This is a genomic window from Pseudoalteromonas sp. NZS127 (genome assembly GCF_015864805.1).
Taxonomy (GTDB): domain Bacteria; phylum Pseudomonadota; class Gammaproteobacteria; order Enterobacterales; family Alteromonadaceae; genus Pseudoalteromonas; species Pseudoalteromonas nigrifaciens.
Window position 1 is genome coordinate 13,207 of record NZ_JADYWN010000004.1, and the last position, 20,750, is coordinate 33,956.

Here is a 20,750-nt window from a genome sequence, read left to right on the forward strand (position 1 = left end):
TTTTAGTTAACTATTAAGCCTCTTTTGCTACAAACGATTTATTGCTCATTTGTAAGTAGCTAAGTAACCACATAATAAACCCACCAACAAAAAGAGCAGCGGCAACATAGCCTGTTTGATTTGGCGCGGCACCTTGCGCAATTGCAATGCCTCCAACCCAAGGGCCAATTGCATTAGCAACATTAAAAGCACACTGTACTAACGCGCCTATCATGGCATGCCCATTAGGAGACACATCCATTAGTAAGGTTTGTACTAGCGTTGCTAAACCTAAACTGCAGCCAATAAAAAATATAACCCCATAAAGCAGCCAAATGTTATGGCTTGCGGTTACATAAGCAAAGGCAAATACAATAGTGCAAACCAGTACTAAGCCAGTCGTTTTAATTGCTGATTTATCTGCCGCTTTACCTAATACATAATTGCCTAATGTTGAGCCAATACCAAACATCACCATAGCAATCGAAATGGTGTAGGGCGCTGTTTCGGTTACTTCTAAAATAGTATCGGCAACATAGGTATAAATACAAAATACCCCACCAAAACCAATAATTACAATCCCCAAAATAGACCAAACCAGCTTGTTTTTTAATACTCCAAACTCATTAAGTAAATTAGATGGTTTAGTGTTTTCAATATTTGGTACTACTCTATATACAAAAATAAAAGCAATAAAAGCTAAAACACCTGCACCGGCTAAGCAGTAACGCCAGCTTAAGTTTTGCCCTACTAAAGTTACCACAGGTACGCCAACAATGGTGGCAATGGTCAAACCCATAAAAACTTTCGACATAAAGCTTGCGCGCTTACCTGCAGGGGCAATTTCAGAGGCTAATAAAATAGCTGCACCAAAATAAGCACCATGGGGCAAGCCACTTAAAAAGCGAAACAATACCAATTGCTCAAGTGACGTTGCAAAAGCGCTTAAGCTATTAGAAATACACATTAAGCTTAAAAATATAAGCAGCGCTTTGCGTTTTCTCATATTCGCAGTAGTTAACATTAAAATGGGCGCACCAACAACAACACCTAAAGCATAAGCGCTTATAGCGTAGCCACTTTGCGAAGGCGTTGAGCCAAAAGTTTCACTGATCAGTGGCAGCATAGGCATCATCGAAAATTCAGATAACCCTAAAATAAAAGTACCGAGCGCAAGCACGATTAATATAGCTGTTCGGTTAAGTTGATTAGATGGCGGCGCTACATTAGCGGTCATAAAAATCCTTTGAGATTAATGTTTAATTCATAAAAACTAGGGCAACAAGCAAACTGTAAAGTGTTGTTGCTGCGAAAAAAGCAAAAGAAGTGTTGTTGTAAATGCTGGGAATAAATAGGCGGCCATTTTAAGCCAAATAACATAGGGCGTCATCTATTAGCTGGCCGTTAAAGGTAAATTAATTACTTTAATAAAATCTTAATGTCGTGTGGTTAATTTAGAGAGGCAAATAACCTAATATAAAAAGATAAGCTTGGCTAAAAATACTGATTATAGTTAATAAAGTGCGACATTATGTCGCGCATGCAAGTAAGGTGAATCCAGTATAATTACGTCATTAATAATAGCAGTCCAAAGAATAAAATAATGGCGCATAAAATAATATACCGTACACCTTACTTACTCTCACCTTTAGTGTTTTTAACAAGTGGGCTTTTATCACCTTTAGTATTTGCCGACGATACATCTTTAGAAGTGATTGAAGTACATGGGGATGCTCAAAATAAACATTTAGCACTTGGCTCTACAGAGTCGCTATTAAGTGATTTAGGTGTCGATTTTTCAGCTGCTGGTGGCGTATCTAATTTACCTATTTTAAATGGTTTAATGGGCGACAGAGTAAAAGTATTAGTTGATGGCGCAGAAATAACGGCGGCATGCGCTAATCAAATGAATCCGCCGTTGTCTTACATTTCGGCGAACCAAGTTACGTCTTATCATGTGGTTGCCGGTGTATCACCGGTAAGTGCAGGTGGCGATAATATAGCAGGTGTAATAAGTGTTAACTCTATTGCACCGCAATACACTCAAAATAGCGATTTATCATGGCATTCTGGTTATGTATCGGCAAAGTACAGCACTGCTGACAATGGTCGTAATTTTGGAGTAGGTGCACGTTTAGCAAGTAATACACTTAGCGTTAATTATCAGGGCTCGTTTAGTGATGCAAACAGCTATGAAGACGGGAACGGCGATGTAGTGCTTGATACGTTGTATCGCGCCCAAAATCACAGTTTAACCGCAGCTATACGCGACGATAAACAGCAGGTTGTAGTTAAGCTTAGTCATCAAAAAATTCCGTATCAAGGCTTTGCTAATCAGTATATGGATATGACAGATAACACCAGTTACGGGGTTACAGCGCAATACAAACGAGCATTTGCGAGCAGCGAGTTTGCAGGACAAGTAAATTGGCATAGCGTAAAACACGATATGGGATTTTTTAGTGCAGAAAAAATCGGCATGATGCCAATGAAAACCGACGCAGAAGATATAAGCAGCCAGTTAAAATGGCGTATAAATTTAGATAACGATAGCAGCATATTGCTAGCTCAAGAATATTACCATTATAGTATTGATGATTGGTGGCCAAGTATTACAGGCTCGGCCATGATGGGGCCAAACGACTATAAAAATATTAATAATGGAAAGCGTGAACGCATTGCACTTGTTGCAGAATATGAAAGCCAAAATAGTAAAAAACTATGGTTAAACACGGGTGTGCGTATTGAAAATATAAATACCCAAGTAAGTGAAGTACAGGCATATAACACAGGTATGCACATGGGCGGTATGCATATAGGGCCAAGTGACGCTATAGCAGCAAATACGTTTAATGCAGGGAGTAGAAATAAAACCGATACTGTAGTTGATGCAAACGTATTAATTAATTACCAAATAACTAACGTTGATGAACTGCAACTTGGTATTGCTCGTAAAAATCGCGCGCCAAACTTATACGAGCGATACAGTTGGGGGGGTAGCAATATGGCAACCACCATGATTGGCTGGTACGGCGATGGTAATGGTTATATTGGCACCCCAGATCTTGGCGTTGAAACCGCACATACAATGAGTGCTACTTATACTAAATTGGCAAAAGACGACAGCTGGCGTTTAAGCACTAATATTTGGTATACCGATGTGAGTGATTATATTGATGCTGACATAGTAAGGAACTTTAATAGTTCAGGCATTGACGGTAATAGTCGCAATATTTTGCAGTTTACTAATGTAGACGCCATTTTATATGGCGCTAAAGTAGATTTAAGTGCCAGTATTTATCAATCTGAACAGTTAGGTCAGTGGCAGTTAAAAGCAAATATAACTAACACCCGTGGCAAACGCGACGGTAACTCTAGCACTCAGCCGCTTTATCAAATTAAACCATTGCAAACCCAGCTTGGTATTAGCCAGCAAGTTGGTAATGTTGAAAACTCACTTTTATGGCAATGGGTCGATACTAAAACGAGAGTAGATAACAACCGCTTTGAAAACCAAACCGATAGCTATCATTTAGTTAATTTAAGTTCTAAAACAGTGTGGGATGCATTTACGCTAAGTGTTGAGGTAACAAATTTATTTGATCAGTATTACCAACTACCATTAGGTGGGGTTAGCATTGCTGGGTTTAAACAAGATAACGCAACCGGCTTTACACAATTAGCAGGACAAGGAAGATCATTAAATTTAGCATTAAGCTACGCGTTTTAAGGTTGAAACGGTAAATAGAAAGGCTATATAAATTTACTATGGCTTTTAAATTAATAGTTACCACTGTGGTAGTAGGTTATTGAGCGATACGCTACTTTTACCACAATAGATCCGTAAAAACTTAAAGCAATAAGCGCCTAAAAGCGCTTATTGTTGCTCAGCTTCAGCTTCAGCGGTTTGCTCAGTTGTTTGTTCTACTTTTTCGTCAGTAAGTTTTTCAAGTTTTTCGCGCTCAGCTTTTGATACATAACCTGGCTTTTTGCTTTTATGTAATTTGGCATTGGTGCGCTTGTCTTTCTTTTGAAATTTAGTAACGATTTTTTTGCGACGGTTCATGTTTAATACTCATAATTTTAAGGCGCGCATTATATAGCACCAAGTATAAAAGCAACTATATAAATATTTAACTAATTGCACTGGTTGTTATGTGACTTTACCGCAAAGCGCTGTTTGTGTGAGATGCACAAGGTTATAATTATGTTTCTTAGTGATTAATTAAATGGGAATTGTTTTGAAAAAGTTAGCGTTAGCCAGTGTTGCATTATTTGCGTTTAGTGCCCAAGCACAGTTAAATAAAAATATTGATAGTGTTGCCAATTATGCCGTAAATACCTACCAAAGCGCCCAGGTACATACACTAACCAATTTAGTATCATTTCCTACTGTGAATAAAAGCGATATTAGCGCACCACAAAATCCCGACTTTATTGGTTTTAAAGCCTTACTCAAAATGAAAGCGGCCGAGCTGGGTTTAGATTATCAGGATTTAGGCTACACAGTATTAATTGGACTTGGGGAGCAAAGCGATAAAGTAACCGTAGTAACACACGGCGACGTGCAACCAGCTAATGCGAGTAAGTGGCAGCAAAGCCCATTTATTATTGATACAACATCAGAGCCTGGGCGCTTAATTGGCCGCGGTACCGAAGACGATAAAGGCGCAATAGCGACAGCGCTTTACGCCATGAAAGCCATTAAAGATAAAGGCATAACGCTTAATAACCGTATTGAGTTAATGATTTACCTTGCTGAGGAGTCTGATTGGGGCCCGCTTACTGAGTTTATGAAAACCTATGAGCAGCCAAAGTACGCAGTAACAATTGATGCGTCATACCCGGTAGTGGTGGCTGAAAAAGGTTGGAGTTTAATTGCGCCAACGTTCAATGCTACCTCGGCAAAAACAGGCGTTTATGTTAGTGATGTTGCAGGTGGTGCATTTGTAAGCCAAATACCAGAAGACGCCAGCCTAGTACTGCATAATGCCGATGCTAAGTTACTTACTCAATTAAAAGCCAAAGCCAGTACGCTTAAGCAAGTAGAGTTTAACTTTGCTCAGCAAAGCGATACTGCTGTCGCAATTAGTGTAAAAGGCGTATCGGCGCATTCATCAGAGCCAGAGTCGGGTGTTAACGCAATTGCTTATTTAGCCGAAATATTTAAAGGTCTAGTGCTTGAAAATAATAGCGATGGGCAGTTAATTAACTTTGTAAATCAGCTGATTGGTTTAGGTATTCATGGCAAACAGTTTGGCGATATTGCCTATAAACATGATTTTATGGGGCCAATGACAGTGGCACCTACTGTGATTGAACGAGAGGGAAATGCCCTAACGCTTAGTGTAAATGCGCGCCGCCCTATGGGCAAAGAAGAGTTGGTGTTAAAGCAGCAAATAGACAGTGCACTAGCAAAATGGCAAGCCACTAACAATGTAACACTAAGTGATGTTAAAACTATTATTGGTACGCCTATGCTACTTGATGACGCGCCGCATGCGCAAAAATTACTTGATATTTTTAAGCACTTTACGGGTGATCAACAAGCCGGCTTTGTCTCTATTGGTGGCGGTACTAACGCTAAGTTATTTGATAATGCGGTATCGTTTGGCCCATCAATGCCAGGTAAGCGTTACACCGGACACTCTGAGCATGAGTTTATTACCCTTGAGCAGCTTAAGCTTAACTTGCGCATGTACACTGCGATGATGATAGAGCTAGGTAATATGTAACTTTACTCTCCTTAGTATAAAAGGAGCATAAAAATACCGGCTAAATATAAATATTAGCCGGTACTTAAATTACTGACTTAAGTTAGTAATTTAAGTCAGCAAAGTTTACATCTGGTAAGCTTTCAAATCCCGGTTTAGCAAACAAATACCCCTGCATAAGCTCAATACCCGCATTTTTAAGCCATGTATATTCTTCTAATGTTTCAATGCCTTCGGCCAATGTTATAACTCCCAGATCGCGAAACATATTTAAGCAATGAGTCACAATTGTTTGGCGTTTTGCATCTTTATCTATATCGCGTATAAGTGCCATATCAAGCTTAATAATATCGGTTTGAAAATCGGCTAATAAATTTAAGCCAGAATAACCCGATCCAAAATCATCAGTGGCTGTTTTAAACCCAAGAGACTGATAATAGTTAACAACGCGTTTTACATGGGCGGTATCTTCAATTTTTTCAACTTCGGTAAATTCAAATAAAATATTTTTTGTTGGGAAGTTATACTTTTCAGCGGCTTCTAATGTAGTGCGAATACAACGCTCAGGTTTATAAATAGCATTAGGAAGAAAGTTTATACTTAAAATGGAGTCTATTTTTAATTTTGCCGCTAATGCAATGGCTTTTATACGGCACAGTTGATCAAACGTATAGCGATTATCGACTGTAATTTTAGAAATAATAGAATAAGCCGACTCATTATTTAGCCCTCTAACTAATGCTTCATAACCGTAAATACTTTGGGTTTTACAGTTAATAATAGGTTGAAAAGCCATGGTAAAATCAAATCCGAGCTCATCTAAATCTGCGCAATTACTACATGAGACTTTTTCACAATTTATTGCTTTATCATCCATTATTATAGTCCTTTCAATTTAGAGGGGGTAATTACTGTGTTATGCTTTTATCTGTAGAAGAGCTGGTGGAGCAAGTGTAATAAAAATTGCTATATACGAAGGTTATTCGAAAACAGCTTTAATAAAAAGTAACAAATTTACTCAGTATTAGAAAGATCATTTTTATTTAAGTAAATCTACCTTGTATCAATTATAACTCCGCAAAACATAATAAAAGTACGAAAAGGTATTTACTACTTTAGTGAGTTAATTGTTTAATTAATCAAAAGGTTAATTAATAAGGTGATTAACTAGGAAGTAGACCAAGCATAATGCTTGGCCTATTGGTGTAATTATTTATGTAATTACTAGCAAGCTAGGTTAAGGGCTTTAAAGTAAGTTTGCTGTGAGTGATATTTCAGCATTCATTAGTTTAGAAATAGGGCAGCCTTTTTTGGTTTGATCGCATAAAGCTTGAAACTGCTCGTTTGCAATATCAGCAATTTTAGCATTAACTTCAAGCGCAATGTGGGTAACAGCAAAACCATCGTCTACTTCATCTAAGCTAACTACCGCTTTGGTATCAATGTTGTCGGCGGTAAACCCTGCTTCACCTAATGCTAGCGATAATGCCATACTAAAGCATGCACTGTGCGCCGCAGCTACTAATTCTTCAGGGTTTGAGCCGGGTTTATCTTCAAAGCGGGTATTAAATCCGTAGGGTTGATTATTAAGCGCGCCACTTTGCGTAGAAATACTCCCTTTACCTGTTTTAATATCACCAGACCATTTTGAGTTTGCAGATTTTTTAATTGTCATCATCTTCTCCTTATTGCATTGGCGGTAAGCTTTTCATACTAGGTGAGTGTTATTTGCAAAAATAATCACAAAATAGCTAAAAAGCGTTGTATTTATAAGGTTAATGCAAGATGAGCGCCAGCTATTATTGCTTATTGCACTTACAGCGCTTTGAGCAGTAAATAACATTGTCCCAGTCGCGTTGCCATTTTTTACGCCACGTAAAATGTTTATTGCAAATGGGGCATGTTTTTTGAGGTAAGCTTTGCTTTTTATGAGCCATCGTTAGTGGTTTTATTTTTTACTTGGCTTGTTTTTGCTGTAATTGCTACGTGCCTTCTAAGAATACTTCCTATGGCGCGTTTAACATCTGCTCGCTCGCGGTATTGCCATAAACGTTCGCGCGCTGCTTTTGAGGCTGCTGTTAAATCAAGCATGGGCTCGGGGTAATCTTCCCCTAGCTTAAAATCGTTAAATAGCGCTTCCATAGGAGTTTGTTGCCAAGGCTGGTGTAAATATTCAATAGGGAGTTTTTCAAGTTCGGGGCACCACTTTTTAATAAACGCGCCTGTTGGGTCTTGATCTTCCGACTGCTTTATTGGGTTGTAATGCCTAATGGTATTAATGCCAGTTACTGAGGCTTGCATTTGAATTTGCAGGTAGTGAATTCCTGGTTCAAAATCTAAAAAGTAATTAGCAAGAGGAAAGCTTGCTTGCTGCCAGCTTATATTTAAATGATGTGTTACAAAGCTTACAAGCATGGCGCGCATTCTAAAGTTTATATAACCTGTGGCTTTTAAACAGCGCATGCAAGCGTCAATAATTGGAATACCTGTTTGACCTTGCGCCCAGCGTTCAATATCGCTTTTTACATGTTCGTCATCACGATACGGAAATACGTGATAACCCGGATTAAGTGCTAAAAACTCCATAGAGCATTCGCTTTCAAACTTTTGCATAAAGTGGCAGTGCCAATGCAAGCGCGATACAAACGCAGCAAGTGGGCGCTTCCAGCCTTTTTTATCAGGATGTTTTGAATGATATTCGTCAAAGGCCATTTGGTACACTTGCCTAAGACTAATGTTCCCCCAGGCTAAATACGGCGAGAGCCGAGAGCAATGTACTTGGCTCAAACTTGGGCTTGATATTCCTTTTTGATAACCTTTACCGCGCTCGGCAAAAAAGCTCTGTAATACAGTGCGTGCTTGCAGCGGGCCGCCTTGTTGAAAACTGTCGTGATTTTGGGTGTAAGCGCTTGGCAGCTCAGGTGCTTGGTAATTATTGAGGGTAATTGTTTTTATACTTTTCCAATTAGGAACCGCGATAGGTGCTTGCATTGTTTGCTGCCAGCGCTCGTTCCAATTATTACGATTTTTTTTGCCGCGAATTACTGCGCCTGTTTGCGACTCCTGCCAATTAATGTGGTTATGTTGGCACCACACTTTAATGGCTTTATCGCGCTCAAAGGTATTGTTTAAACCTATTTCTTGATGGCTAAAAATATTAACTATTTCAAACTGCGTCTTTAACGATTCAAGTAAGTCACCCATGTTTAAATTAAATATATAAACGCAGGCATTAAAGCGTGTTAGTTGATTATTTAACTCAACTATTGATTGATATACAAAGCGCCAATGCCGCTCATTGTAGTGTGCATCTTCAAGCATTAATGGCTCAAAGTTATAAAGTAGTAGGGTAGGTAAGCCGTTACTAAATGCATTTTTTAATGGTTGATGATCGCTAAGACGTAAATCGCGTTTAAACCACACTATGTTTATTTTCATATAATTTGTTTATTGCTTTAAATGGAGATAAAAATTAGTTTGTTATTTAGCTAAGTCAGCCAAGCCTATACGTAACTACTTTGAATTAAGATTTAGTTTTAATGTATTAAAGGGAAAAGTATGTTTTTAGATCTCACCGAAAATACCAACCAAAATGTTTACTCTTACTTAGTAGGCGGTATCAGCCCAAGGCCTATCGCATGGATAAGTACATTAAATAGTGAAGGTATTGCAAATATTGCGCCTTATTCATTTTTTACTGTGGCTAGCTGCAAGCCAGCTGTTTTAAGTGTTACGCAAGTAAACCCTAGTGATAAAACGAATAAAGATACGCTCAATAATCTAATGGCAACTAAAGAATGCGTGGTTAATATTGTCAGCCAAGAGCTAGTTGAAAAAATGAATCAAAGTTGTGCAAATTATCCTAGCGATATAAGCGAATTTGATGCAGCTAACATCGCCCAAGCTCCAAGTAAGTTAGTTAATGCGCCAAGCGTTGCCGATTCAAAAGTACGGTTTGAATGTAAGTTGCGCGAAGTTATTAGTATTTCCAATGAGCCTGGCGGCGGAAAAATGATGTTATTGGATGTAGTGGGTATTTGTATAAACGATAGCGTGATGAGTAATGGCTATATTGACCCTGAATTATTAAATGCAGTGGGCAAAATGGGCGGCGATTACTTTAGTACAACCAAAGATAAATTTGTGCTCAAAAGGCCACAATTGTAATTTTAATGTAGATTCTTCCTTAGTTTGTGCACATTGTTTGCACTTTCACTTGTTAACTTTGTTTTATTAAACGTTAATGTAAAGGTTCAAACATTGAAAACGCACTCTAAAACAAAAACCTCGAATGTAGCTAAGTTATTCGCATTAAGTGCACTTTGCATCGCTTTAAGCGCATGTAATAGCGATTCAACAAGTGCAACTATTGAAGGCGAAATAGTCAGTAATGCAGCTCCAACAGTTAATGCGGGTATTGATCAAATAGTTAATGCGGGTGATACCGTTTATTTAAACGCTACGGTTGAAGATGATGGTGAAGTATCGGTTAGCTGGTCGCAAACATCGGGCACAACCGTTAGTTTATCTTTAAGTACTGCAACGTCAACAGAGTTTGTAGCACCTGAGGTATTAACCGACGAAGCACTGATATTTGAACTCAGTGCAGATGATGGCACTAATGATGTTGTTATAGATAGTGTAACAATTACTGTGCGTGCATCATCAGATTATACTAGCAATACCAGTGCAAAGCTTGCTAGTTGGCTAATTAACAAGGATACAACTTCTACTTATATACAAAATAATGGTGCAGTGGTTGAAGATGTGCAATCAGTTGAAGTTGTTAGCGTTGCACAAGATGATGCTGACGTTGAATACATGTACGTGCAAACCACAGATATTCCAAAATATGACGTAACGCTTACACAAGAGCAAGTAGACGCGCTAAATAACCGCCCACGTGCAGCCACCGATTTTTATAACGGTGTAACCTCAGCAGCAGTAGGGCAAACAATCTCTTTTGGTGAAGACATAGGTTATAACAGCAGCACTGAAAATTGTAATGATACAGGCGGTGCAGGCTATTGGCCTCCAGGACCTGGTTGTCCGACTGAACAAGCTGTAGAAGCGTACTTTCCAATAACACCCACCGATTTACCTGACACCGAAACCTGTGAAACTGGCCTAGGTACAGTTGGTTTAATGGTTAATGGCACCAGCATATTTAATTGGGGCGATGGTATGAGCTACGGTAATAATGTTTGGTATACGTTAGCGCCAATTGCCGAACAATACGATGTGGATGTATGTGGCGGACACGCTGCTAACGGAGAATATCATCATCATTTTTACACGAGCTGCTTAGCTGATTTACTTGAAGATGATGGCGATGCGCATTCACCAATTTATGGTTTTGCAGCTGATGGCTACCCACTTTATGGCCCTTATGAAAGTAACGGGCAACTTGCATTAAGCGGTTGGGAAATGCGCGATTATGGTGCATCAACAAGCGAGGGCGGTTGTGGTACGCAAGGTGAGCGAAGCTGTACTTTAGTCAATCAATACGATATTAGCCAAGGTACACAAATAAGCGATACAGGCCCAGCTATTGGCGCAGAAGTAACAACACTTTCAGGTAATACATTAAATGCCGACGACGGTTATTATTTTGAAGATTATTACTACGCCCAAAAAACAGTAGCAGGTGCACAACTTGATGAGCATAACGGCCACGATACCAACGATGGTAAAGGTTATCACTACCACATAACACTTTCGTTAGACAGCGATGGTAAATTACAGCCTTCGTTCCCTTATCAAATTGGGCCACGTTTTAAAGGTCAATTAGCTGATAATTCAATTGGTCGCTGTGATACGGGCGAAACAATGGGTCCACCACCAAGAAGGTAAGGAGTAACTATGCGTTATTTTAAATACGCATTGATCCTAACTACTGCTGTGCTATTGAGCTTTAAGCTCTTTGCGCAGCAGGAAATGATGGATCATAGCCATATGCCTATTGCAGTACCAAACGCTGCACCCACACCGGCACTGAGCCTTAAGTTATTAAAAGATAGTATGTCGGGTTATAACTTAATTCTAGATACACAGCGTTATGATTTATCAGTGCCTCCTGAGGGCGCCATGAACATGCAACAAATGATGAGCGCGACAACAAACGAAAATACCGGTTTTTTACAAGGCCACGCTCATTTATATATTAATGGCGTTAAAATACAGCGAATTTACGGACATGCATTGCATTTACCTGCTAACTTATTTAAAAGTGGTATAAATACCGTATCGGTTACTTTAAATAATCATGGTCACATGTATTGGACCGCTCAGGGCAAAAAAATAGTTGCTACGTTGTATGTTAATGATCAAACCAAAGAGTTTATAACATACCGATTTGAAAGCTTTCCTAGCAAGGTTAAAAATACGCATTAATGAAAATTCATAATAAACTTTTTTTAATACTATTTAGTTTTACCTTTAGTGTTATTGCAGGGATGGTAATACTTATACAGTGGAGTATAGGGCAAGGCGTTATTGATTTTGTTAATGCAAAAGAGATAAAAGCATTAGAACCACTTACGCTACAACTTGCAAAGCAGTATCAAAAAACGCCCTCGTGGGAGTTAGTTATTGGCGGCGACAAAAACTTTAGAATGCTTATAGAATCGCAACTAGAAAACAGCCAGTTTTTATCTAAGTTACCAAAAAGCCCTGATCCAAGAGGGCGAATGATGCGCCGGCCACCACCATCCGAGCATATTGTTTTAGGCGCGCGCCGACCACCTCCTGAAAATATTGCTCATTATGCTTTGCTTGACGAAAATAAACAGCGAATAGTGGGCAGGTATTTAAGTAATTTAAACTATATGACTACAGCCATTACAGTGAATAATAAAGCGGTTGGTTATTTAGCTGTATCCAAAAGAGATAGCTTAGTTGATGGCTACGAACTTGATTTTTTACAGCAGCAAACAAACTACTTATGGTTTATTGCTTTAGCGGCGGTACTGCTTACATTACTGGTTACCTTTTTATTATCTCGGCATTTAGTTAGCCCAGTAAAACAAATAGCTAACGGTATGCACCGCTTAACGCAAGGCAATTACGAGACTAAGCTGACCCTAGATCGAAAAGACGAACTAGGGCAGTTAAGCGAGGATTTTAATACGCTTGCATTTACGCTCGCCAAAGACGAGCAAGTACGTAAACGCTGGCTTGCCAATATTTCTCATGAGCTTAGAACGCCAATGAGCATTTTGCTTGGTGAGCTTGAAGCTATGCTACTTGGCATACGCGAGCCAAATGCAAAAAATATAAACTCGGCCAACGACGAAGCCCTGCATTTAAAGCGCTTAATAGACGATTTGCATATGCTCAATAGCGCAGAGTTAGGGGGCATGCATTACACTATGCAAGCTACTGATATGGCATTGTTATTAAATACTATTGAGCAAAAATATCAGGTTATACTTGAGCAACATAATATAAAGCTCTACCTATTAAATGCTGCAAAAAATATAACCGTTCAAGCAGATAAAACACGCCTTTTACAGTTATTCGATAATATTTTAATGAACGCAGTGCATTACGCACAATGCTCTACTATTTCATTAACGGCGAGTAATATAAGTATTAAAGGGCAAATGTATTTACAGCTTATTATTGAAGATAATGGCGTGGGGGTTGAGCCATCGCATTTATCGCACTTATTTGAGTATTTATACCGAGTAGATAGTTCGCGAAATCGCCAAGAGGGCGGTTCGGGTTTGGGGTTATCTATTTGTCAGCACATAGTTAAAGGTCATAAAGGCGAGATTAAAGCTGAAAAATCTAGTTTAGGCGGTCTTGCTATCATTATTAAATTACCCTTATTTAAAGCTTAGAGGACACTATGCAAGAGCAAATACTGATTGTAGAAGATGAGGTTAAGCTGGCTAACTTAATAAGCGATTTTTTAACAAGCCATCATTACATAACGCATCAAATACATCATGGTAATGAAGTACTACCTTGGCTTGAAATTAACAAGCCTAGTGTGATTTTGCTCGACATAATGCTACCTGGTCAAAGCGGAATTGAATTGTGTAAAGCAATTAGGCAGTTCTCTAATGTGCCTATCATTATGGTGTCGGCAAAGGTAGAGGAGATTGACCGATTACTTGGGCTTGAATTAGGAGCCGATGATTATATTTGTAAGCCTTTTAGTTATGCGGAGCTGGTGGCGCGTGTTAAAGCTATTTTAAGGCGCTTGAATAACGTTGAGCCAAAAACCAATGTTATGCAACTTGATGAAAGCACCTACAGTGTAAAATACAAAGCAGCAAGTATTGAGCTTACCAATGTTGAGTTTCAGTTATTTAAGCCCTTGTTTAACAACCCTAACCGTATTTATTCGCGCGATAGCTTAATGGATACTATGTACGCCGATCAACGTATTGTGAGCCAGCGTACTATTGATAGTCATATAAAAAAATTGCGTAAAAAGCTGGACGAATTAACCAAAACCGACAGCGTTATTCAATCGGTTTATGGTGTTGGTTATCGCTTTGTAAATCCACAGCAGTGTAATTAACAACAAAATGTTTGATTAATTAGCATAATACGATGCGTTAACGTAAGTAATTAATAACCACTTTAGCTTTTTACTCGCATTGGCATTTTGCTATCATTTTAAATTTATGCATTAGCGATATACATTATTTTGACTTCCTCATTATTTGCACATTATTTGCATTTTTACAGCGTAATCTTTTGTTATTAATTAAGCAAAAGGTTACGAGCATGAAACACTTATCATCACTTACAATTATTACACTATTGTCGGTTGCTTTTTCAGTAAATGTTGCAGCAAGAGGCAGTGATAGCAAACCACCTAAACCTGATTTTTCAAGCATGGATACCAATGGCGATGGCGTAATTAGCTATGCAGAGTTTAGCGCTAAAAAACCACCACACGGCGAAGACGCACAAACAATTTTTGACGAAATAGATTCAGATGGTAATGGCGAAATTAGTGAGCAAGAAGTAAATGATCATAAACCACCTCGTCGTAAGCGTTGAAAGGATACTGTAATGATTAATAATATTAGCAGTAATTCTGCAAGCCTGGTGCTGCAACAAAGTAGCCAAACCGCAAAGTTAACAACAGCACAAAGTGACTTTGTAAAACAAACACTCGCTGAATTCGATGCCGAAAATTTAACGGCAGAAAACGCGCTAAGTATTCAAGCTGCACTTAAAGAGCAAGGTATAGCGCCAACAAAAGAGTTGGCTGAGCTAATGGGCGAGTTGGAGTTTGACGCTAAAAGCATAGGTGATGATGCTCGACCTGAAGGTCAGCGCCCGCCACCACCGCCTAAAAATTCAATTGAGCAAGTAAATACTAAAGATGTAGTTAGTTATTTAGATGAGTTGTTAGCGCAGTATTCAAGCCAGTTAAATGACGAAGATAAAAGTTCTATTTTATCGGCGGTTCAAGAAAAGTTTGCTTTATCACAAGGTGATTCGATACTGAGTGTTAAAGCGTAATTATAAATAAGGCAACACCTAAACTAAAAAATCAGCTATTACAGCTGATTTTTTAGTTTATCAATAACAGCAAGGTTAAAAGTCACTACTACTGTGGCGCTCTGCTAGTTGCTCTTCTTCAGGTCCCCATGTGCGGTTAACGCGACGACCACGTTTTACGCCAGGGCGTTTTGAAACCTGTTTAGCCCAACGTACAACATGAGTGTATGAGGCAACATCTAAAAATTCAGCTGCATCATAAATGTCGCCAAGCACTAAAGAGCCATACCAAGGCCAAATTGCGATATCGGCAATTGAGTACTCAGCTCCTGCCATGTATTCGTTTGCACTTAAATGGCGGTTTAGCACGTCAAGCTGGCGCTTGGTTTCCATGGTGAAACGATCAATAGGATATTGCATTTTAGTGGGTGCATAACTATAAAAGTGGCCAAAGCCACCACCTAAGTACGGCGCTGAGCCCATTTGCCAAAATAGCCAGTTACGACATTCAGTTTTAGCTTTTAAATCTTTAGGTATAAGCACATCAAACTTTTCTGCTAGGTATTGCAGTATAGAGCCCGATTCAAAAATACGCGTTGGCGGCGTGGTTGAATGATCCATTAACGCTGGAATTTTTGAATTTGGATTAATATCAACAAAGTCAGAACCAAACTGATCACCATCACCTATGCTGATTAAATATGCGTCGTATTCTGCATCGGTTAAGCCCAGCTCTAACAGCTCTTCAAACATAATAGCGGCTTTTTGACCATTTGGTGTAGCAAGCGAATAAAGCTGAAATGCGTGCTCGCCAATAGGTAAGGTTTTGTCATGAGTTGCGCCGGCAATGGGGCGATTAATACTGGCAAATTTACCGCCACTCTCACTGTCCCATGTCCAAACTTTGGGTGGGGTGTATTGATTTTGATCACTCATAAAAATAACCTCTGTTTAAATGAAATACATATAAAAAAATATATGTATTAATAAATGTGGCCATTAAAATAAATTAAAGGCGAATTTTTTGACTTTTAAGTTTGTCGGATTTTGCTAATTTATAGCCTAAAAACAATCCGCTCAATGCTCCAAATAAGTGGCTTTCAAACGAAATATGCAAGCGCTGTGGTAGTACACCCCAAACAAATCCGCTGTAAAGTAGGGCAACGACAACAGCAATAACAATGGATTTAAATGAACGTCTAATTACGCCATAGCAAAGTATAAAACCCCACAACCCATATATAACGCCACTTAAACCAACATGAATATTACTACGACCAAATGCCCATACTAAAAAACCACCTACTAATGCGGTAAAAATAAATACGTTATAAAAACGCTTAACGCTGTATTGGCAAATCAACCAACTTAAAACCATAAAAGGCAGCATGTTACTGGCAAAGTGCCACCAACTGCCATGTAAAAATGGCGCGCTCAGTATGCCAATTAAGCCATTAATGCTGCGCGGATAAATGCCAAAACCATTAAGATTAATGCCAGGTAAGCTATTAATTAGCTGTAAAACAAAGCAAATTGTAACAATACTAAAAATAGCGAAGCGTTTGCTTGTTAGTAATGACCGTGTGGTTGGCTTGGTTGCCATATAATCGTCCTAGTTGAGCTTAATAGTTGCCAGTATAGGAATTGTATTTGCTAATGCAAAGCAATTAAAAAAGCACAGCATTAAATGCTGTGCTTTTTACTTATAAATCGTTATTAACCTAGTTTGGTTAGTAGCTTTTTAGCAGCAAGTTCTGAGCTTGCTGGGTTTTGACCGGTAATTACTAGGCCATCTTCGAGTACAAGTACACCCCAGTCATCCGTTTTTTGATAGTCGCCGCCTTTTTTAATCAGTTCGTCTTCTACTAAAAACGGCACTATGTCGGTAAGTTGTACTGCCGCTTCTTCACTGTTAGTAAAACCAGTTACTTTTTTACCAGCAACAAGTGCATTACCATCGGCATCTTTAGTATTCAAAAATACGGCACTGGCATGACAAACAGCCGCTACTGGCTTTTGCTCTTTAATAAAGCTTTCAATAAGTGCAATAGAGTCGGTGTTTTCTACTAAGTCCCATAGTGGGCCGTGGCCGCCTGGGTAAAATACCGCGTCAAAATCTGTCGAATTTACTTCACTAAGCACTTTGGTATTGGCCATTAATGCTTGTGCGGCGCTGTCTGCGTCGTAGCGTTTAGTTGCATCAGTTTGAAAATCAGCAAGAGTACTTGTAGGGTCTATCGGGGGCTGGCCGCCATTTGGCGATGCAAGAGTGACTTCAACGCCTGCATCTCTAAATGCGTAATAAGGGGCTGCGAATTCTTCTACCCAAAAACCTGTCTTTTCACCTGTGTTGCCCAATTCTGCATGTGAGGTTAAAACCATAAGTATTTTTTTAGCCATTAGAATATTCCTTTTGATGATTTAAATTAGTTAACTTTGCTACCAACTACTATATGCACTAATAATGCTTTAAACAACGATGATAAATTTAACTTTATTGATTCAATAATTGATACAATAATGCAGTGGATTTAGGAGATGTTATGAAAGTGTCGTTTGAGCAGTTAAAAAGTATGGTGGTGTTTGCACAAATTGTAGAGCAGGGTAGTTTAACCGCTGCGGCTAAGCATTTAGGTTTAACGCGTGCGGTGGCAAGTTACCATTTAAAAAAATTAGAAACCCAACTTGAAATTACCCTACTAAATCGCTCAACACGCACTATGGCATTAACAGAGGCGGGAGTGGCGTATTACGAGCGCTGCAGAATAATTACTGAGCAAGCCAATGCGGCAAATCAACAAATAGAAAATATAAAAAGTGAGCCTCAGGGGCTGCTCAAAATTAGTTGTCCGGTAAATGTAGGGATGCAATTAATAGTGCCTGCTATTAATAGCTTTAAACGCCAATACCCCAAAATTAACATAGACCTACAACTTAGCGATGATGTAGTTGATATTATAAAGCATGGTTTTGATTTTGCCATTCGTGGGGTGGCGCTAAGCGACTCTAATTTACAAGCAACGAAACTCACAACAATGAGTACCTGTATTTGTGGCTCGCCAGATTACTTTGCTCATTTTGGCAAACCTAAAAACCCTGTTGAGTTAGCTAAGCATCAATGGGTGGTGTATCAATTGGGCAGTAAAACGTTAACCCTTTCAAAAGAAGGTAAAAAACACGACATTACAATGCAAGGTGGTTTAAGTACCAATAACGCTGCTGCCCGTACTGCTTTTGTTGAAGCCGGGCATGGCATAGGCCGTATTCCGCTGTACGATGCGTGGCCTAAAGTGCAAGCAGGGTTGCTAGAAATTATATTAGACGATTACAAAAGCAAAGATATTGAGCTTTATGGGGTGTTTCCGCCAGGCGCAGCAGGCTCTAAAAAATTGCGGCTATTTATAGATTATTTAAAAGCCTACTTTGTAAAACAACATACTGCTTTAGGCATGCTAAAAAATATTTAACATGCACGCTGGTTAAAAGATTTATTATCCAGCGTTTGGATTAATTTAAACATCTAATTTATAAAGTGCGGTTAAATAATGCCACAGCTTGTTGATACATACTTATTGCAAGCGCTGCGTCGTATCGCTCACCTTCGTCGCGCATAAAGGCATGTTGTGCGTTTACTTCTTGCCATTGGTAATTTATACCCGTATTAACGCATTGCTGATAAATTTTAGTGCGGCCTTCTTGCGGCACATGTGGATCTTGTTTACCCCATACAAAGTGAATTTCGCCTTGTACATCAGCCATACGTTCAAATGAGTTATTACCTGGTTTTGCCGGTAATGTATTACTGTGAATATCGGTTGCGTATAAACAAAATGCAGCTTTAATTTCAGGGTTTAATGCGGCTCTATATGCTAAATGCCCACCAATACATACACCCATTACACCAAGCGTACCTGTGCAATAGTTTTGTTGTTTTACAAAGTCGATCATGGCTTGGGTGTCGCTATCGTGATGCTCTAAAGGTTTAGCCCATTTGTCGGCATTACCTTTGTCTTTACCTGCGTCGTCGTAAGCGAGCACAGTGCCAATAGGATTTAACTCATGAAATACTTCAGGTACTAATACTACAAAGCCATGGCTTGCTAAAATAGCGGCGCTGCGGGCAATAGGGGCGGTTTGCTGAAAAATTTCAGAGTAAAAAATAAGTGCAGGAAACAACCCTTGCGCCTGAGGGCGGTATATAGTGGTTCGCATCAACCCTGTAGGGGTAGGCAAGTCGGCGTTATGTTGTTCGATGATCATAATTGCGCTCAGTTATATAAATTTATATGGTAACTGAGCGCGATAAAATATACGACTAGTTAAAGACTAGCAGGCATTTTATTGCAACTTGCGTAGTAGCTTACGGTTGCTGGCCAGTCGGAAAATATAGCCATTACGCCAACATCTTGCGCAAGTACATCAACTACTTTCATCATGTCGCCATCGTTATTTATTACATCAGCAATTGATTGATAATAATAGCCACCACCTTGGTTAAGTGGACCTGAGCGCTCAAGGCTCCATGCAATAAGCTCTAAGCCTGCAGCTTTAGCGGCAATTGCGTATTGTGATGGCACAATATTGCTTTCTTTATCTATTTTTAACATCATCCAAATAGGTGGGGCTAAAATTTTCACCCCATTAGTAACCAGTTCATCCATGCTAGGTTGCCATGTTTGTGGATTACTTGGATCGAACCCAGCATCGCTATCGCGCCCGTCAAGATAGACACTTTGATCAGCAAAATCAGGATTGTTGTTTATCCAATATTTTACGTCATCAAGATTAAATGATTGCGGGTATACTCGCGATGCCGGTATACCCATTTGCATGTATTCATCTAACATTTTTTGCGCGTATTGCTCTTGTGTCATGCCTTTAAAAGGCATGCTAACTTCTGGTGATTTAAGCTCAGGAGTCATTTTTACCCCGAGTGCTTTAAATAACGCAATACTTTGTTTATGCGTCATTAATGTGCCATTAGTTGCGTATAAGTCGGTGCGCCAATTGGGAGTGCCCTGCATATACTGCTTAGCAGTAGTTGCTTGCATGTTTGCACCATCCATTTTGCCTTTAAGCGTTAAAAACTCGCTCAAGCTAATGTCGCTAGTACAGCACTTTGCAGAGGCGGTTACTGCATTTTTAGCGTCGGCGGGGATAAATGGTTCGCTGCATTTAGCCGCTAATTCAGGAATGGCTAAAATATTGGTTGTGGTGTGTAAATCGCATTGTGAATGGCGACATACAAGCTCATTATCGTTTGTAAATGTAACATCGCACTCTATAACACCTGCGCCCATTCTTGCTGCCGCAGTGTAGGCTTCTTTGGTATGCTCAGGGTACTGCATAGACGCACCGCGATGCCCAATTGAAAAGTCGGTGCGATAAAAAGGGCCTTCACTACACGATTCTAATTGTGCCTTTAAATCACCAGCGTCCATATCGTTAATTAAATAATAAGGACGCGTACCCAGTTGAGCATTTTGTTTGTTAATTAGTGTATTGCTACAGCCAGTAATTATAAAAATAAAACAGGCGACTAAAATTATTTTATCGAGCATTTAAAACAACTTTAAATTATTAAGATAA

Annotated in this window: 21 protein-coding genes; 10 read left to right on the top strand and 11 right to left on the bottom strand. The window is 39.2% G+C overall.

The genetic code is table 11. From position 1 onward, the window contains the following. Window positions 1-13: 13 nt before the first annotated feature. The gene (locus tag I6E78_RS05065; RefSeq protein WP_197182092.1) at window positions 14-1,216 is read right to left on the bottom strand and encodes an MFS transporter; all 1,203 of its coding nucleotides are present in this window, start codon (window positions 1,214-1,216) and stop codon (window positions 14-16) included. A 366-nt stretch (window positions 1,217-1,582) separates the two neighbouring features. Between I6E78_RS05065 and I6E78_RS05070 the strand changes: the two genes are divergently transcribed. Beyond that, complete coding sequence (locus I6E78_RS05070) at window positions 1,583-3,709, top strand: TonB-dependent receptor plug domain-containing protein (protein WP_197182093.1); 2,127 nt, start codon at window positions 1,583-1,585, stop codon at window positions 3,707-3,709. 147 nt (window positions 3,710-3,856) lie between these two features. On the opposite strand, the gene I6E78_RS05075 is transcribed toward I6E78_RS05070, so the two are convergent. After that, window positions 3,857-4,045 carry a DUF2986 domain-containing protein gene (locus tag I6E78_RS05075; protein ID WP_089368628.1) on the bottom strand — a complete coding sequence of 63 codons (189 nt, stop codon included), beginning with the start codon at window positions 4,043-4,045 and terminating at the stop codon, window positions 3,857-3,859. A gap of 175 nt (window positions 4,046-4,220) precedes the next feature. On the opposite strand from I6E78_RS05075, the gene I6E78_RS05080 reads away from it, so the two are divergent. Continuing rightward, window positions 4,221-5,714: a dipeptidase gene (locus tag I6E78_RS05080; protein ID WP_197182094.1), complete on the top strand. Its 1,494-nt coding sequence runs from the start codon at window positions 4,221-4,223 to the stop codon at window positions 5,712-5,714. An 82-nt stretch (window positions 5,715-5,796) separates the two neighbouring features. Here I6E78_RS05080 and I6E78_RS05085 read toward each other — a convergent pair whose 3' ends face one another. The 4 genes from I6E78_RS05085 to I6E78_RS05100 all read right to left on the bottom strand — a co-directional run bounded on the left by I6E78_RS05085 (window position 5,797) and on the right by I6E78_RS05100 (window position 9,131). Beyond that, on the bottom strand, window positions 5,797-6,570 hold the full coding sequence (locus I6E78_RS05085) for an EAL domain-containing protein (RefSeq protein ID WP_011328860.1): 774 nt from the start codon (window positions 6,568-6,570) through the stop codon (window positions 5,797-5,799). Window positions 6,571-6,939: 369 nt separating this feature from the next. Continuing rightward, complete coding sequence (locus I6E78_RS05090; protein ID WP_197182172.1) at window positions 6,940-7,368, bottom strand: OsmC family protein; 429 nt, start codon at window positions 7,366-7,368, stop codon at window positions 6,940-6,942. Window positions 7,369-7,492: 124 nt separating this feature from the next. Further along, on the bottom strand, window positions 7,493-7,630 hold the full coding sequence (locus tag I6E78_RS05095) for a DUF2256 domain-containing protein (protein WP_182678345.1): 138 nt from the start codon (window positions 7,628-7,630) through the stop codon (window positions 7,493-7,495). Beyond that, window positions 7,620-9,131 (bottom strand): cryptochrome/deoxyribodipyrimidine photo-lyase family protein, encoded by a 1,512-nt coding sequence (locus I6E78_RS05100; RefSeq protein WP_197182095.1) that lies wholly within the window; start codon window positions 9,129-9,131, stop codon window positions 7,620-7,622. Before I6E78_RS05100 ends, I6E78_RS05095 begins: the two co-directional genes overlap by 11 nt. Window positions 9,132-9,251: 120 nt before the next feature. Here I6E78_RS05100 and I6E78_RS05105 point away from each other — a divergent pair, with 120 nt between their 5' ends. The 7 genes from I6E78_RS05105 to I6E78_RS05135 all read left to right on the top strand — a co-directional run bounded on the left by I6E78_RS05105 (window position 9,252) and on the right by I6E78_RS05135 (window position 15,182). Then, window positions 9,252-9,860, top strand: a complete 609-nt coding sequence (locus tag I6E78_RS05105; protein WP_197182096.1) for a flavin reductase family protein — start codon at window positions 9,252-9,254, stop codon at window positions 9,858-9,860. Between the two features lie 33 nt (window positions 9,861-9,893). After that, entirely contained in the window at window positions 9,894-11,546 is a 1,653-nt protein-coding gene (locus I6E78_RS05110; RefSeq protein WP_197182097.1) for a YHYH protein, read from the top strand. Between the two features lie 9 nt (window positions 11,547-11,555). After that, the gene (locus tag I6E78_RS05115) at window positions 11,556-12,086 is read left to right on the top strand and encodes a hypothetical protein (RefSeq protein WP_011328854.1); all 531 of its coding nucleotides are present in this window, start codon (window positions 11,556-11,558) and stop codon (window positions 12,084-12,086) included. Further along, the gene (locus tag I6E78_RS05120; protein WP_011328853.1) at window positions 12,086-13,537 is read left to right on the top strand and encodes an ATP-binding protein; all 1,452 of its coding nucleotides are present in this window, start codon (window positions 12,086-12,088) and stop codon (window positions 13,535-13,537) included. The genes I6E78_RS05115 and I6E78_RS05120 overlap by 1 nt, the downstream gene beginning before the upstream one ends. An 8-nt stretch (window positions 13,538-13,545) precedes the next feature. Then, entirely contained in the window at window positions 13,546-14,226 is a 681-nt protein-coding gene (locus I6E78_RS05125; protein WP_089368620.1) for a response regulator, read from the top strand. Between the two features lie 209 nt (window positions 14,227-14,435). Further along, window positions 14,436-14,714 (top strand): EF-hand domain-containing protein, encoded by a 279-nt coding sequence (locus tag I6E78_RS05130; protein ID WP_011328851.1) that lies wholly within the window; start codon window positions 14,436-14,438, stop codon window positions 14,712-14,714. A 12-nt stretch (window positions 14,715-14,726) separates the two neighbouring features. After that, a complete protein-coding gene (locus I6E78_RS05135; RefSeq protein WP_011328850.1) occupies window positions 14,727-15,182 on the top strand; it encodes a hypothetical protein in 456 nt (151 codons plus the stop codon). A 75-nt stretch (window positions 15,183-15,257) separates the two neighbouring features. Here I6E78_RS05135 and yghU read toward each other — a convergent pair whose 3' ends face one another. From yghU to I6E78_RS05150, 3 genes are all read right to left on the bottom strand, one after another. Then, the gene (yghU, locus tag I6E78_RS05140) at window positions 15,258-16,097 is read right to left on the bottom strand and encodes a glutathione-dependent disulfide-bond oxidoreductase (protein WP_192532113.1); all 840 of its coding nucleotides are present in this window, start codon (window positions 16,095-16,097) and stop codon (window positions 15,258-15,260) included. Window positions 16,098-16,170: 73 nt separating this feature from the next. Beyond that, window positions 16,171-16,764 (bottom strand): rhomboid family intramembrane serine protease, encoded by a 594-nt coding sequence (locus tag I6E78_RS05145; RefSeq protein WP_197182098.1) that lies wholly within the window; start codon window positions 16,762-16,764, stop codon window positions 16,171-16,173. Between the two features lie 113 nt (window positions 16,765-16,877). Continuing rightward, window positions 16,878-17,561 (bottom strand): type 1 glutamine amidotransferase domain-containing protein, encoded by a 684-nt coding sequence (locus I6E78_RS05150; protein WP_086998826.1) that lies wholly within the window; start codon window positions 17,559-17,561, stop codon window positions 16,878-16,880. Between the two features lie 143 nt (window positions 17,562-17,704). On the opposite strand from I6E78_RS05150, the gene I6E78_RS05155 reads away from it, so the two are divergent. Then, complete coding sequence (locus I6E78_RS05155; RefSeq protein WP_197182099.1) at window positions 17,705-18,628, top strand: LysR family transcriptional regulator; 924 nt, start codon at window positions 17,705-17,707, stop codon at window positions 18,626-18,628. Window positions 18,629-18,686: 58 nt separating this feature from the next. On the opposite strand, the gene I6E78_RS05160 is transcribed toward I6E78_RS05155, so the two are convergent. Continuing rightward, window positions 18,687-19,421 (bottom strand): dienelactone hydrolase family protein, encoded by a 735-nt coding sequence (locus I6E78_RS05160; RefSeq protein WP_182684384.1) that lies wholly within the window; start codon window positions 19,419-19,421, stop codon window positions 18,687-18,689. Window positions 19,422-19,480: 59 nt separating this feature from the next. Continuing rightward, the gene (locus tag I6E78_RS05165; protein ID WP_197108247.1) at window positions 19,481-20,722 is read right to left on the bottom strand and encodes a glycerophosphodiester phosphodiesterase family protein; all 1,242 of its coding nucleotides are present in this window, start codon (window positions 20,720-20,722) and stop codon (window positions 19,481-19,483) included. Window positions 20,723-20,750 lie beyond the last annotated feature (28 nt).